Here is a 13,772-nt window from a genome sequence, read left to right as displayed (position 1 = left end):
GAAACCCCGGCTGAACACGGCGAGAAGAAGCGACGTCAGCGTCGCATGTCGCCCGGGCGAGCAGGTGCCACGTTCGGGACGGCAGTAAGCGTGGTGATGGACATCGAACGCCTCCCTAGGTGGTTGAAGTGAAATGTGAAACGAAAGCCAAATAGACCTGCAGTTTAGCAGCGTCTCGTAATACGCGTGCGCAAGCCGACGCGAGGGACGTGGGTTTGCACCGCCTTCCTTCGCGCGGCACTACGGCCGCGCAAGGGGTGCTCAGCCCACCGGCGTCAAATCCACCCGCGTCGAGGGGCCGTTGTCCTTCATCCCTTCCGTCCCAAAGTGGGGCGTCCCGATCGTGATGCGACCGGCCTCGATCTTTTGGACCAGATACTGTCGAACGTTCTGCGCGCGCTGCTCCGCGAGCGCGTGCAAGCTCGTATCGTCGACCGGCGCGTGGTAAGCCAGCGCCCGCTTCATGTCGTCATCGGGCAGCGTCTTGGTCAAGCCGATGAAGTTGCGCGGCTTCTTGAAATCGGCGTTCTTGTACGCCTCCTTCAAATAATGGCTGTACTCGTCGGGCGACAGCGTCACCGTGGACGGATCGACCTGTTTCCCGCCGCTCGCCGTCGCCTTCGCCTTTTCCTTCTTGACGAGATCGTCGACGTAAGCGAGCCGAAGCCCCGGCATGTCGACGTTCGCGTCGGCGCGCCCGCTCAGTTCGAGCTTCACCGCGGGCTTTTCGTTCATGAACTTGGCAAGCGTATCCAGTTTCTCGCGCGACTGATCGGTCAGCGCCGCGGAACCCGGGGCGAACGCGATGAATTGCAGCTGTTGCGCGCTCGCCTCGCCATTCGCGCCACCTCCGAATGCGTTCGCGAGCAGCGAGAACGGCGCGGTGACGGCCTTCTCGATCAGATGCGCGACCGCGCTCCAGATCAGGCTACCCAAGCTGAATTGCGGATTCGACAGCGATCCGGAAACTGGGATGTTGACGTCGATCTGGCCCCTCGAATTTTTCAGCAGCGCAATCGCGAGACGCACGGGCAAGTGCGTTTCCGTATCGTTCTGCACGTGCTCGCCGAACGTCAGTTGGTCGATGAATAGATGGTTCTGCGCCGTCAACTGATCGTTTTCGAGCTTGTAATGAAGATCGACGTTCAGGCTGCCTCGCGTAATCGGGTAGCCTGCGTACTTGAGCGAATAGGGCGTGAGATTCTTCAAGCCGATGTCGTGCGCGCTGGCGCTCAGATCGAGCATCGGCTTGGGCGCGAGCGGATTGGCCGTGCCGCGAATCGCGATCGGCCCGTTATCCGCCAAGCTCGCGCTGACGTCCACCGGGGCCGGCGTTGCGACATCGGTGCCGAACGTGCCGATCGTCCCCGCGATGTCGACGAGGTTGGCCGTGTAGTTTGGCTTGACGAAGTCGTCCGTGTAGTTCACATGGCCTTGCTGCAACACCACCTGGCCAATGCGGGCATGCAACGGCGTCGAGGCGGGGCCGGTAGGCGGGGAGGTCTGCACGTGTGCGGTCGTCGTCGATGCTTTTTGCTTGGGTTGGGCCGACGCTTCCGATGCGGCGCGTCCCTCTGCCAGCACATCGTTCAGATTCAGCTTACCGTTCGAATCGAGCAATACACGTCCGAAGAACCGCGCAAACGTCACGCGGGCAATGTCGAGATTGACGCCGTGTTCGTCGTAGCGCGCGTTGATGCCGCCGATCCCGAGCGTGCCCCACCCGGCGAGCGGCGCAGCGTTGATGCGGTCGAGCAGGCGGACATCGACGAGCGCCGCGCCGCCGCGATACGAGTACGACGGGGCGCCGCTCGCGGGTAGCGAGACTTTCAACTGGCCCCGCGCGTTCAACTGGGCAGCCGCGATTTTTGCATTGAGCCGGTTGCCGAAGTACGGTTCAAAGGGCGAGAGATCGAGTCGATTCGCGTGCACCGTCAGCGTGGCGGCGAGCGGGGCGGACACGAGGTCGCCGTCCAGATTCAGCGTCCCCTTGCCGTTGAGCGAAGCCTCCAGCTTGACGGCAAGCGGCCTGCGCGGGTCTTCCGTGACGTTGCGAACATCGAGCTGCAAGGGGGCGATGTGCAGCTTCACGGGGCGCGGCGCGGCTTCGTCCGTGATATCGGCGGAAGCGTCTCTTACCTCGAGTGCGCCGATCCGGTAGTGCCAGCCCGCTTGCGCCGCACTCGCCGGTTTCGATACATCGCCGCGATTGGGCTCGCGCGCGTGCCGCTCATGGGCGGCGGCGGTCGCATGAGCCGGCTCTGAATGCGGTGCCGATTCCGGCGGCTCGGCCAGCTGTGTCAAGCTGATGCGGCCGTTCTTGTCTCGCGTGCCCGTCACCGACAGCCCCGTCGCCTCGATACGCTCGATGTCCGCCGTGCGGGCCGCCACATCGATGCCTTTGAGCGAGACACGGCCCTGCGCCAGCGCGATGTCGGGCGCGGCCCCCTTCGCGGTATCGGCGCCGGTCAGTTGCAACGCCTTCAGCGTCAGTTCCCCCGCGCCCACGCGCGCTTCGGCCGCCGGACGCGACCAGTCGGCGTCGAGCGAGAGCGATGCTCCCAGCCGTCCTGCCGCGATGCGCGCACGCGTGACCCCGTCCAAATAGGGCTGCGCGATGGGCAAGGCCAACTCTTGGATCGACAGTTTGGCGTCGGCGCGTTTCGCCGCCAATGCGAGCGTGCCCGTCGCCCCGATACTGCCGCCTTGCTTGAGCGCCGTTTGGATCGCATAACGAGCCTTGGCGGAGCCAAGCGTCGAAAAATCGTCGAGCGTCGCTTTCAGGTTGGTCAAATCGAGCGCGACGGGGCGATCGGGCACGCGATCCTCGAGCGCAACGCTACCGTCGTTCAGTGCAAAATGCTTGATCGATACATCGAGCGGCGCCGGTTTGGCGGCGGCGCTCGCGGCCGGCGTAGACGCCGCATCGGGCGCGGAGGCCGCCGCCGAGGCAGCGGTCGGGGCGGCGCTCGCGGCCGGCGTGACGGGCTCGCCGGCAGCGGCCGCCGCCTTGGGCGAAGACGCGGGCGCCGGAGCAAACGCGCGCGCAATGCTCAGTTCGCCTGAATGCTCGCGCGTCAAATGCAGCGCCGGCTGGTCGAGCCGGATTTCGTCGAAGCGATAGACGCCCGCAAGCGGCTGCAGTCCCGCCGCGGCCACGTGCAACGCACGGGCCGAGAAAAACGGCGCATGCGCCGGATCGACGATGCTTGCATCGGTCAAATCGGCCGTGCCCGAGACGGTCAAGCTCGGTTTGTCCCCCGACATCACGAAGCGCAGCTTCAAATCGCCGGCCAGCTTGCCGCTTTGCACTTCCAGCGGCAGTTTGGCCGGCGCGTAAGACAACAAGTGCGGCACATCGAGGCCATGGAACGTGACGGCCACGTCCGAATCGCGCGTTTTCGTGAACGGCTTGGTCTTCCCTCTGATTTCGATCGGGCTGCCGTCCACGCGCGCGGACAAGCGCGGCACGACGAAGATGTCGGTCTGCGCGGGTAGTGTGGCGATGAACGGCACGCCTAGCGAGAATGACTCGACGACATGACGCATGCCAAGCAGCCGATCGTCGAAATCGACGCGGCCGTTTTCGACGGCGATGTTCGAGACCGAGAACAAGGTCGGCCCCGCTTGCGGCTTCGACGGTTTCGAGAATTTCTCGACGATATCGCTGAAGTTGAAACGCTGGGTGTCGTAGCGCACGACGTTGACCCGCGGCGAATCGATGCGCAACTCGGTGACGATCGGCGCAAAGCGCAGCAGCGTGATCCATGATGCGCGCACGACCAGCCGCTCCATGGCGGCAAACTCGCCCGCGCCGCCGGGCTCGCTCACGCGCAAGCCATCGACTTCGAGACGCAGCGTGTATGGATTGAGCGTCACCCTGCGAATCGACACCGGCCGTGAAAGCGCTTGTGTGAGCTGCTGTTCGGCGATATGCCGAATCAGCGGCGGCGCCGCGAAAAAGCCCAGCAGTCCATACAGCGCGATGGCTATCACCACGCCGATTGCAGTGCGACGCGCCCCGCGCGACCGCATGGTTTCCCCGAAGCGGGCCAGCGCGCCGCCCTTCGGTTCGTTCGTCATCGCACTGCTCCGTTCACGCTCGCTTGCCCCACTCCGTTGAGATGCGCATCGCGCCCAGGTCCCCGCTTATCGGGATTCGACCTGCGGCGGCAGCCAGCTGCCATCGGTCGCGCTCGGTTGCGGCGCGTATAGCCGCATCACGAGTTGGAACGGCCCCGGCGGCGCGGGCAGCCAGTTCGACCGATGCGCGCGAGCCGGTGGCTTCGACGACACATAGACGTCGATCGAGCCATCGCGATTGCGGCGCAAACGATCGTGCGAGTCGATCGAGTAACGAGGCAACCGCCCGGGAGCCAATTCGCCGTTCGCCGTGTAGGCCGTGATCGTCCAATAGGCGCGCACGGGCGGCAGCGCCCTGGACGGGAAATGCATCACGTAAGCGCGGTTGCCGTCGAGCGGTTTGCCCGCCCCATCGACCAAGGCGGCCGGGAACGCTTCGTCCTGCTTGGTCGCGACACCGGGATGGGCATAGGTTGCGTACGCCCGCAATGCGTAGTCGTCGCCGTAATGGCCCACGCTCTCGCCCAGCCAGTTCCAGCCGTTGCCCGAGATGGCGTTGACAGGCGGCGTCTGCACGCGCTTGAAACCCTCGGCAACGCCCGCCGCGATCGCTTCGGCCGAGCCGGCGGGAAAATGCGGCGCCTCCCCCGGCGTCACCCCGATATCGGCCAGCACCTTGACGGCATGGGCATCGTCGGTCGATGGCGGATTCTCGCGTAGCGCATCGGCCAATTTGCGGAAGAAAGCGTCCGCATCGAGCTGAGCGACGGCCGCGGCATTCGCGGCAAGCCCGGCCAATGCCTCGGCGACGCTTTCGTTCGGATCCGCCGCATCGGCCTGGCTCGCGCGCCGCCCCCGTTTCGCGTGCTTGCCGCGCGCGGCATGGCGTTCGTGTTCGTCGGCGAGATAGGCCGACAGCGGCACGACGCGCACCTCGTTCTCCAACCGGCGAGCCCCCGGCACCGCCCTCGCATCGAGCGCAGCGATGCGCACGCCAAGCCAGAGATCCTTGGCCGGCGCCGCGACGCGTACGACGCCAGACGGCAGTTGGCCATCCCAGCCCGGCGGCACGAGCGCGATGGTCTGCGGCTTGGGCGCCCCGGTTCTGGCGTTGGCGGTCGGCCCCGTCGACCAAACCACGTTCGTCCACATGTCGAGCACGCGAGCATCGAGGAACCGCCCATGCGTGTCGGGCACGGACACGAGAACAGGTTCCTGCGACAAATCGAGCCACGCGTTCGCGGATAGCGTGTCGACGTCCGCCAGCGGCGGCCGTCCGTCGCCCTCCGTCGTCGTCACGGGCACCGGGTGCAAGGTGTTGAGCACCGTGCCCGGATCCGTGCCGGCGCCGGCCCCTGCCAACGCCGCGGCGCGCGCCGTCGTCATGACGACCAGCGGATAGCCGAACACGTAGGAATCCACGACTTCGTCTTGAGTCCAGCCCGTCGCGTGCGGTGGAGGCGGCGCCTTGACCGGCGCGGCACACCCGGCAAAAACGACGGCGGCGACACACGCCAGCCAGGAGCGGGCCCCCGCGGGCAGCTTGAGGTTTCGAGTTTTTGTTGTCATGTGTACGGTCTGTTTTTACGAGGGCATCGGGCAGGCGACTGCGCCTTCGCCGTTGTACGGCGTTCAACCCGGCCAGGATCTCGCGCCACGTCGATTCTCGCTCGAATCGCGAGAGCGTTGTATCGTATCCTCGGCCGCTAAGCAAGGATCAGCGAAAACTCGAGGATAAAGCCGCAACACTCGCGCCCGCCGCTTTGACGCTCAGCGCTCTTCCGGCCAGTCTCACAATCTGCCCGGCGGGCCCGTCCGGCCGGCAGCCGCCGATATCGCTTGACCTTCCAATCATGGGAAGGTCGATAGTGAATCGTCTTGTTGCGGCCCCGCCGTTTCCGTCGTCAGAATCCCCATGACCGAACTCGCACCTTCCGACATCGCCGACGCACCGAGCGCCGAACTCGAGATCCAGGGCATGACCTGCGCCTCGTGCGCCACCCGCGTCGAAAAAGCCCTCGCGCGCGTCCCCGGCGTCGCCGCCGCTTCCGTCAACCTCGCGACCGAGCGCGCCTCGGTGCGCACATCGGAGCCGCTCGCAGCCGTCGATATCGACCGGCTCGTCAAAGCCGTCGTCGATGCAGGGTACGGGGCGCAGCCTGTCGTGTCGCCAACGCAAGCGGCCGATACCGGCGAAAACGCTTCGGCGACGGCCGAGGGAACCCGCGCGCGCCGCGCCCAGCGCGAGCTGGCCGTCGTTGCCTTGTCGGCGTTGCTCAGCGTGCCGCTCATGCTTCCCATGCTCAGCGCCCCCTTCGGCGTCGAAGCCGCGCTACCCGCCTGGTTGCAGCTCGTGCTCGCAAGCGTCGTCCAATTCGTGTGCGGCGCGCGCTTTTACGGGAGCGCTTACCGGGCCGTGCGCGCGCGAGCGGGCAACATGGATCTGCTCGTAGCGCTCGGCACGTCGGCGGCGTACGGCTTGAGCGTGTGGCAGATGATCGCGCATCCCGGCGAGACGATGCACCTGTATTTCGAGGCGTCCGCCGTCGTCATCACGCTCGTGCGGCTCGGCAAATGGCTCGAAGCGCGCGCCAAACGCGAAACGACCGACGCCATTCGCGCGCTGAGCGCGCTCAGGCCGGAGCGCGCGCACATCAAGGACGAACTCGGCAACGAGCGCGAGGTGCCTCTGGCGCAGGTGCGCGTCGGCACGGTAGTGGTCGTCAGGCCCGGCGAACGCATGCCGGTCGACGGAACGATCGCGGCAGGCCGCACGCACGTGGACGAATCGTTGATCACCGGGGAAAGCCTGCCGGTCGCGAAAGGGCCGGGCGAGCATGTGACGGCCGGGTCGATCAACGGCGAAGGCGCGCTGGAGGTGACGACGACGGCCACGGGCGCCGAGACCACGCTCGCACGCATCATCCGGCTCGTCGAAAGCGCGCAGGCGGAAAAAGCGCCCATTCAACGGCTCGTCGATCGCGTGAGCGCCGTGTTCGTGCCCGCGATCCTCGCGTTGGCCGCAGCCACGTTAGGGTTGTGGCTGTTGACCGGCGCTTCGGTGGAGACGGCGATTCTGAATGCGGTGTCGGTGCTCGTCATCGCCTGCCCATGCGCGCTCGGGCTAGCTACGCCGGCTGCCATCATGGCGGGCACGGGGGTCGCGGCACGACACGGCGTGTTGATCAAAGACGCCGAAGCGCTCGAACTCGCGCAGCGCGTGTCCATCGTCGCATTCGACAAAACCGGCACGCTGACGGTCGGCAAGCCCCAGCTCACCGCGTTCGAGCCGCTCGGCATGTCGCATGACGAGGCGCTTGCGCTGGCCGCCGCCGTCGAGCGCGGCAGCGATCATCCGCTCGCTCGCGCACTCGTTGCCGAGTACGAAGCGCGCACCGCGGGCGAGCCGCCTTCGGCCGCGACGGCCGCAACGGGCGACGCGCGTGCGCGCCTGCCTGCCGCCGCGCAGGCGCAAGCCGTCGCTGGCCGCGGCATGCAAGCGCAGATCGACGGCGTCACGCTGTGCGTCGGCAACGCACGCTGGCTTGCCGAACTGGCCATCGAGCCGCCGCCCGCGGCGCGCGAGCGCGCGGCGCAACTGGAGGCCGCGGGCAACACGATCTCCTGGCTGATGCGCCAGAGCGGGGGAGCTGCGCCTGCCGACGCACTCGCGCTGATCGCGTTCGGCGACAGCGTGAAGCCGACCGCGCGCATCGCCGTCGAACAATTGGCCGCACGCGGCGTGAAAAGCGTGCTGATCACGGGCGACAATCGCGGCGCAGCCGCCACCGTCGCCGCCGCGCTCGGCATCGACGAGTACCACGCCCAGGTGTTGCCCGCGGACAAGGCCGACATCGTCGCGCAATTGAAAGCAGGCACGGGGCAGATCGTCGCCATGGTCGGCGACGGTATCAACGACGCGCCCGCGCTGGCCGCAGCCGACATCGGCATCGCCATGGCCACGGGAACCGACGTCGCCATGCACGCAGCCGGCATTACGCTGATGCGCGGCGATCCGGCGCTCGTCGCCGATGCGATCGACATCTCGCGCCGCACTTATCGCAAGATCCAGCAGAACTTGTTTTGGGCGTTCGTCTACAACCTGATCGGCATTCCGCTCGCCGCGCTCGGGTTGCTGAACCCGATGCTGGCGGGGGCTGCGATGGCGTTCTCGAGCGTCAGCGTGGTCACCAACGCGCTGTTGCTCAAGCGGTGGAAGGGCGTCGAGCGCGCTTGAGGCCCGCGCAGGCAGCGCTCGCAGCGCATGCTGGCGACCTGCCTCGACCGTTGCGCCCGATCCTTTCACCGGGCGGCCGACTGCAGGTCAATGCGTGGCGGGCTTGGACCTTTCGGCGGCGTGCCGGGCATGCGCCCCCGTGGCGCGTTTGGCCGGCTGTTGCGCGCTGCCCGCTGCGGCAGCGCCATCCGCAGGCGATGCCGATCGTTGCGCCGCTTGCCCTCGCACCGGTAGCGCCGATACCGCGCTCGCCAGACTCGCCAACGCCGCTTGCTGCTGGCTCGAAGCCGATTGGGCTTGCTGCTGCGCAGCCTCCGAGCGATGCACGAACCCGATCAGCGCAACCGTCTGCACCACCGATACGATCAGCAATACCGCAAGGCCCGCCAAGGTGAGCGCGAGCCAGTGCCGCGTACGCCGCCAGCGAGCTTGTGCCGCGTGCTGCGCTTGGTCGAACGCTGCTTGCAGCGACGCAACGGTTTGCGTAAGCGCGTTCGCCTCCGGACCGTCGAACGGCTGCGCCGTATCGTCCTCGGCGTCACGGGCGAAGTCGGGTTGCTCTGCGGGTGGAAGCGGAAGCGCCCGCGCGCCGCGCCCGGCGCGCGTGCTGTCGCCAGCGCTTCCGGTCCCCGCGCCCGCTTGGGCCGCCGCGCCTTTCGCTGCGGCGCGCATCGTGTCGGCAGGCCGCCGTGAGCCTTGCTGGCGCACGCTAGCGAGCGCCGCCCCGGGCGAGAGCAGCGGCGCGCTTTGGGAAGCGGGCGAAGCCTCGTCCGGCGAACCGGCTGCGACTTCCGCCTTCGCTTCGCTCGCCTCGGCTCGCTGATCCAACTCCGGCGCTTCGGCCTTCGACAAGGTCGCCGCGCCTTCAGCGGCGATGGCATGGGCCGCGTCGCCCGCCCCCTTCGCACCCTGCAGCGCGGTAGGTGTATTTCTTTGGGCTGCAGCGGTTTTAGCCGTGCCGCCACTCCGGCGCGCGACGGCCCGCTTATCGACTGCAACGGGCGTCTCACCGTCGATGGGTTGCTGCGCCGTGACCGGCTTCTCACTGGCGACGGGCAGCGGTGCAACCGGCTTCTCGCCAGCGATGGGCTCCCGTGCCGCAACGGCCTTCTCTTCGGCAAGCCCACTCTCTACGGGCAAGCTCGCGCCTTCGATCGCTCCTACTCCTACTGGCTCGCCCGCCGCGCGCTGCCCTCCGGACGACATCGACACGAAAGCCTCGGCGGGCAACTCGAAGCCGAGCAGCGTCCCTTGACGCGGATCGAAGTGCAGCGAAGGCGCATTCTCGCCCGCCTCGCCGGCATCGTCACGCAGTACGTGCGGGTGCGGTTGCGGATCGACGGCGGTGCGCGCCGCGCTGTGCTCATCGCCCGCGGAAGCCGCTCGCGCCCGGCCTTTCGCCGGTCTCGCGCCTGGTGAACGAGAAGAGAAGGATGCTGCGGAATCTGCCATGGCGTGTGGGAGCGGCCGCGGCATGGCGCGGCGCATTGGAATGGTGATCGAGCGTGTTGCAAACGCGGCATTGTCTCACGATCGGTCGGGCCTGCGTCCCCTCAGCCGCACGGGAATCGGCCGTCACCGGCCCTCGCCGATGTCTGCATGCCCGTTGCCGCTCTCCTCGCCGTCCGCGGCGTCTTCACGCAGCGCCCGCACGCCCGGCGCGTTGCGCAGCGTCTGGCAAAGCTTCTCGAACTCGCTCGGCGGCATGCGTGCGAAGCCGATGACGATATCGTCGCAATCGGGGGCCTCTTCGCTTTGCTGAACGATGAATTGCTTCACGCGCTCGCTCGCCGGCCCGAGAATCGCGCGCAGTGCGTCGAGCGTGAGCGCGCCACGGTCCGCGCGCAGTGAGAGCCGCCGCCGCAGCCGGACGGCGATGTAGCGCCGCTCGATCGGCTTCATGCCGGCGAGGATCGCAAGAATGATGATGGTCGCAGCGATCGCGGCCGTGTTCATTCCGGCGCCCACGGCCAAGCCGATCGCGGCAACCGACCATAGGCTCGCGGCCGTCGTGAGCCCTCGAATCACCTCGCCGCGCAGCAAGATCGCACCCGCCCCGAGAAAGCCGATACCGGAGACGACTTGCGCGGCCATTCGTGAAGGGTCGAGCACGACGTTGGGGCGGCTCAACACCTCGGCGAAGCCGTATTGCGAAACGAGCATGACGAGCGCCGCGCCCACGCAGACGAGCATATGCGTGCGCAGCCCCGCCGCCCATGATTGCCGCTCGCGCTCGAACCCGATGACGCTGCCGAGGATGGCGGCGAGAATCAGCCTTAAAACGAGTTCCACATTGTTCGCCACGGTCCAGCCCTCCTTTCGTCCTCGTCCTTTGGTATCGGCCAACCTGCCGCGCGCCGCGCCTTTGGATTATGCTTTGCGCTTTGCGCGATGCTTTACGAGGCACGCGCCACCTCGTCGCCGAGCCATTTCGCATCATGTCCGTTTCGATCGATCGTTCGATCGCGGCCGAAGCCGCCGCCCTTCGTACGCATTATGCGCAAACCGTCCTGCCCATTTGGCGCGGGCCGGGCTTCAACAGCGCGTTGCAATTACCGTACGAGGCCGTCGCCGCCGCCGATCACGCACCCCTGCCCCCCGTCCGCTATCGCGCCATGGCTTGCGCCCGGCAGTTGTTCGTCTTTTCTCAGGCGGGGGAAGCCGCGCATGCCGAGCAACTCTTTCATGCGATGTGTCGTTATTTCCATGACGAGAAGCACGGGGGGTGGCTTTACAGCGTCGATCCCCGGGGCGCGCCGCTCGATGCGACCAAGGATCTCTACACCCACGCGTTCGTCATCTTCGCCTGCGCGCACTACGCGTCGACCACGGGCGATCGCGATGCGCTGCGCGTGATCGCCGAAACGGCCTCGCTGGTTCAAGCCCGCTTCGCCGCGGCGGACGGCGTGCTTCACGCCGCGCTCACGCAAGACTTCGCCACGGTGCGTACCGGAGCGCTGCAGAACCCGCTCATGCATTTGACCGAAGCCTACCTGGCCGCCTACGAGACGACGGGCGAGCCGGCTTATGAAACGGCGCTCGCGCGATTGGCAGAATCGGTGGCGCGCCGCTTCGTTCATACGCCCACGGGAGCGATCGCCGAGTTGCCCATCGGCAGTGCGGACAATCGGCTCGAGCCGGGGCATCAATTCGAGTGGTTCTATCTCGTCAAGCGAGCGGGGCCGGTGGTTGCCGCGTCAGGACTCGAGGCGGAACTCGCGCGCGCATTCGATTTCGCGCAGCGCCACGGTATCGATCGGGCGACGGGCGGTGTCTGCGCTGCGCTCGACGAAAGCGGCGGCGTGAAAGACGCAACGCAGCGAATTTGGGCACAAACCGAGTATTTGCGCGCGCTCGCCACGCGCGGCCGCGATGAAGATCTCGAAACGCTCGCGTTGCAAATCCCGCGCTTTCAAGCGCGTTTCCTCCATCCGCGCGGCTGGTACGAATGCGTCACGCCGCAAGGCGACGTGGCGCGCGCCGATATGCCCTCCACCACGCCCTACCACCTCGCCACGGCGTACGCCTCGTTGCCATACTGAGCGGCGCTAGGTAAGCTCGCTCGGAGGTCGGCTCGGGCGAGTCTGAGCGCCCCAGCGCCGCGCCGTCTCTAGCGGCCGTCGCCGAGTCCTTCAAAGCGCCGATAAGCGAGGACCGGCTCGCTGACCGCCGCATGAGCGGCAGCCGCGAAGCGTGCGTCGCCGAGCACAGCCGGCGAAATCTCGAAGACCGACACCGCTTCCTTGAGCTGCCGCGTCTGATCGTGCAACGAAGAAGCCGCAGCAGCGGCCTCTTCGACCAGCGCCGCATTCTGTTGCGTCATGCGGTCCATCTGCACGACCGCCTGATTGACCTGCTCGATGCCCGTGCTCTGCTCGAGCGAGGACGCGCTGATTTCGCCCATCATCTGCGCCACGCGCGAGATCGACGTCGACACCTTCTGCATCGCATTGCCGGCGCGTTCGACGAGTTCCGATCCGCCTTCGATCTGCGAGGCCGATTCGCTGATGAGCGCCTTGATTTCCTTGGCCGATTGAGCGCTGCGTTGCGCGAGGCCCCGCACTTCGCCTGCCACCACCGCGAAACCGCGCCCCTGTTCGCCTGCGCGCGCGGCTTCGACCGCCGCGTTCAGCGCAAGAATGTTCGTCTGGAAAGCGATGCCATCGATGACGCTGATGATTTCGGCGATGCGATCCGAGCTTTGCGCGATGCCGCGCATCTTGTCGACGACGCTATCGACGACGCTCGCACCGTCGGACGTCGAGCGCAGCGCTTCATCGGCCAGCGCGTGAGCTTCGCGCGCGTGCTCGGCGTTCTGGCGCACCGTCGTCGTCAGCTCTTCCATGCTCGAGGCCGTTTCTTCGAGCGAAGCCGCTTGGTTTTCGGTGCGCGCCGACAGATCGGCGTTGCCCGTCGAGATTTCATCGGCGCCCGTGTGAATCGAATCGGCGGCGTCGCGCACCGTCTTCACGGTTTGGGCGACGCTGGCCTGCATGCGGGCAAGGCCCGCGAACAGCCGCCCGATTTCGTTCGTGCCGCGCGAGGCGATCGGCTCGACGAGCTTGCCGCGCGCGATCCGCTCGAAATGGCGGCCGGCTTCTTCGAGGGGGGCGACGACGCCGCGCTTGAGCGCCGCGTAAACGATCGCCGTGCCGCCGAGCAGCGCGGCGAGGATGGCCAGGCTCACGCCGCGAAACATCGCCAGGCGCGAATCGATCGACTCGAGCAACGCGCTGCTTCGCGCATCGCCGAATTGCGTGAAGGCTCGCTGTTCGTTGAGGAAGGCGTCTTGGAACGATTGTGTCGGCTGATCGAGAAACGCCTTCACATTGTTGCCGTCCAGGTACTGCACGAGTTCGCCGAGCGCCGTATGCAGCGCTTGATACTTCTCGGCCAGCGCCGCGGCATGTGCACGGTTTTCGTCGCTCGCTTTCGGCGCGTCGGTAAAGCGCGCGAACGACTTATCGGCCAGCGCCAGTTGCTCGCGGGCATGCTCGACGATGGCGGTGGGTTCCGCGCCGCCGCCGATCATCCGCGTCCCCGCGCGCGACAGGTTGATGCGCGCGTCCATGAGGTGTTGCGTGGTCTCGTTGACGGCGTTCACTTGGACGAGCGCCACGTTCGCCAGTTGGCCGACGTCGCGGTGCGTGCTGGTCAAGAACCAGAACCCGATTCCACCGGTGACGAGCTGCAACAGGCAAAACGCGGCCAATACGAACAACAGGCCCGAAGCGAGCTTGATCTTGCTGAACATCTGGAATATCCGAAAGGAAAACGAAAGCAATGCCGAAGCGGCGGTCATCAGGGTTTACGGCAATCGCGCGATTTGCTTGAGGGCGCTCCCCACAGCCGGACAACCGTTGCCACCGGTCGCTTGCGCGCTTTGGCGGGCCGTCTTGGACGTGAGCGCCTACTCACGTCACCTTGACGCCGTGCACCCGGCCTTCCTAGA

General features: G+C 66.8%; 7 protein-coding genes. 2 read left to right on the top strand and 5 right to left on the bottom strand.

Going from position 1 to position 13,772, the window contains the following annotated elements:
* Positions 1-261 precede the first annotated feature (261 nt).
* Complete coding sequence (locus tag MMB74_RS15140; protein ID WP_277429464.1) at positions 262-4,083, bottom strand: DUF748 domain-containing protein; 3,822 nt, start codon at positions 4,081-4,083, stop codon at positions 262-264.
* Positions 4,084-4,149: 66 nt separating this feature from the next.
* Positions 4,150-5,652, bottom strand: a complete 1,503-nt coding sequence (locus MMB74_RS15135) for a DUF1214 domain-containing protein (protein ID WP_277429463.1) — start codon at positions 5,650-5,652, stop codon at positions 4,150-4,152.
* Positions 5,653-6,061: 409 nt separating this feature from the next.
* Between MMB74_RS15135 and MMB74_RS15130 the strand changes: the two genes are divergently transcribed.
* Positions 6,062-8,320 (top strand): heavy metal translocating P-type ATPase, encoded by a 2,259-nt coding sequence (locus MMB74_RS15130; protein WP_346780680.1) that lies wholly within the window; start codon positions 6,062-6,064, stop codon positions 8,318-8,320.
* Positions 8,321-8,407: 87 nt separating this feature from the next.
* Here MMB74_RS15130 and MMB74_RS15125 read toward each other — a convergent pair whose 3' ends face one another.
* Positions 8,408-9,772, bottom strand: a complete 1,365-nt coding sequence (locus MMB74_RS15125) for a hypothetical protein (RefSeq protein WP_277429461.1) — start codon at positions 9,770-9,772, stop codon at positions 8,408-8,410.
* 123 nt (positions 9,773-9,895) lie between these two features.
* Positions 9,896-10,624 (bottom strand): MgtC/SapB family protein, encoded by a 729-nt coding sequence (locus MMB74_RS15120; RefSeq protein ID WP_277429460.1) that lies wholly within the window; start codon positions 10,622-10,624, stop codon positions 9,896-9,898.
* Between the two features lie 134 nt (positions 10,625-10,758).
* On the opposite strand from MMB74_RS15120, the gene MMB74_RS15115 reads away from it, so the two are divergent.
* On the top strand, positions 10,759-11,862 hold the full coding sequence (locus MMB74_RS15115; protein ID WP_277429459.1) for an AGE family epimerase/isomerase: 1,104 nt from the start codon (positions 10,759-10,761) through the stop codon (positions 11,860-11,862).
* A gap of 68 nt (positions 11,863-11,930) precedes the next feature.
* Here MMB74_RS15115 and MMB74_RS15110 read toward each other — a convergent pair whose 3' ends face one another.
* Positions 11,931-13,574 (bottom strand): methyl-accepting chemotaxis protein, encoded by a 1,644-nt coding sequence (locus MMB74_RS15110; RefSeq protein ID WP_277429458.1) that lies wholly within the window; start codon positions 13,572-13,574, stop codon positions 11,931-11,933.
* Positions 13,575-13,772 lie beyond the last annotated feature (198 nt).

Source organism: Trinickia sp. Y13 (assembly GCF_029522115.1).
In the GTDB taxonomy this organism is placed as follows: domain Bacteria; phylum Pseudomonadota; class Gammaproteobacteria; order Burkholderiales; family Burkholderiaceae; genus Trinickia.
The sequence above is the reverse complement of the archived record's forward strand: the minus strand, read 5'-3'. Positions and strand labels throughout refer to the sequence as shown.